General features: G+C 72.7%; 1 protein-coding gene. It reads right to left on the bottom strand.

Annotation, left to right across the window (positions count from 1 at the left end; genetic code table 11):
• Positions 1-158 precede the first annotated feature (158 nt).
• The coding region (locus JNK74_29800; GenBank protein ID MBL7650364.1) for a cytochrome c at positions 159-560 on the bottom strand (402 nt) is incomplete at its 5' end.

The raw sequence follows: 560 nt of genomic DNA on the forward strand, positions 1-560 counted from the left end.
CGCGGTTGGTTCCGTGGTGGAAACAATGGGCGGGGTTTCGGGCCGTGATCACAGCCAGTTGACGAAGCAGTCCTGCCCTTCGGCAGGACTGCAACCCCGCAACCGCCACGACGCAGGCGCGGGCATGCGGGCTAGGGCCTGCAGAGCAGGCCGGGGTTTCAGGGCGCTGGCCTGTGTCCCGCCTTGCCCGCTGCGCTGCGCAGGTCTGCCACCTGGGCGGCCGTCACGTCGGCGGGCTGGCCGCCCATGGTGGCGCGGGTGTAGTTGGCCAGGGCGGCGACTTCGCCATCGGTCAACTCCTGCATGAAGCCGGGCATGCCGGGCAGGGGCGTGGGGCCCTGCCGGGTGGCCGGGTGCTTGGGCAGGCCGACGAGGATGGCCAGCACCAGGTTGCGGGCGTCGGCCTGGCGCACGGTGCTGTTGCCTTTGAGCGGGGGCATGGTGAGGCTGCGGCCCAGGCCCTCGCTGCCGTGGCAGCTGGCGCACAGCGCCATGTAGTGGCCCCGGCCCGCGTCCAGCGTTCCCGCGCCGTTGCCCGCGCCATTGCCAGCGCTGTCGCC

This window comes from Candidatus Hydrogenedentota bacterium (assembly GCA_016791475.1).
Classification (GTDB): Bacteria; Hydrogenedentota; Hydrogenedentia; order Hydrogenedentales; family JAEUWI01; genus JAEUWI01.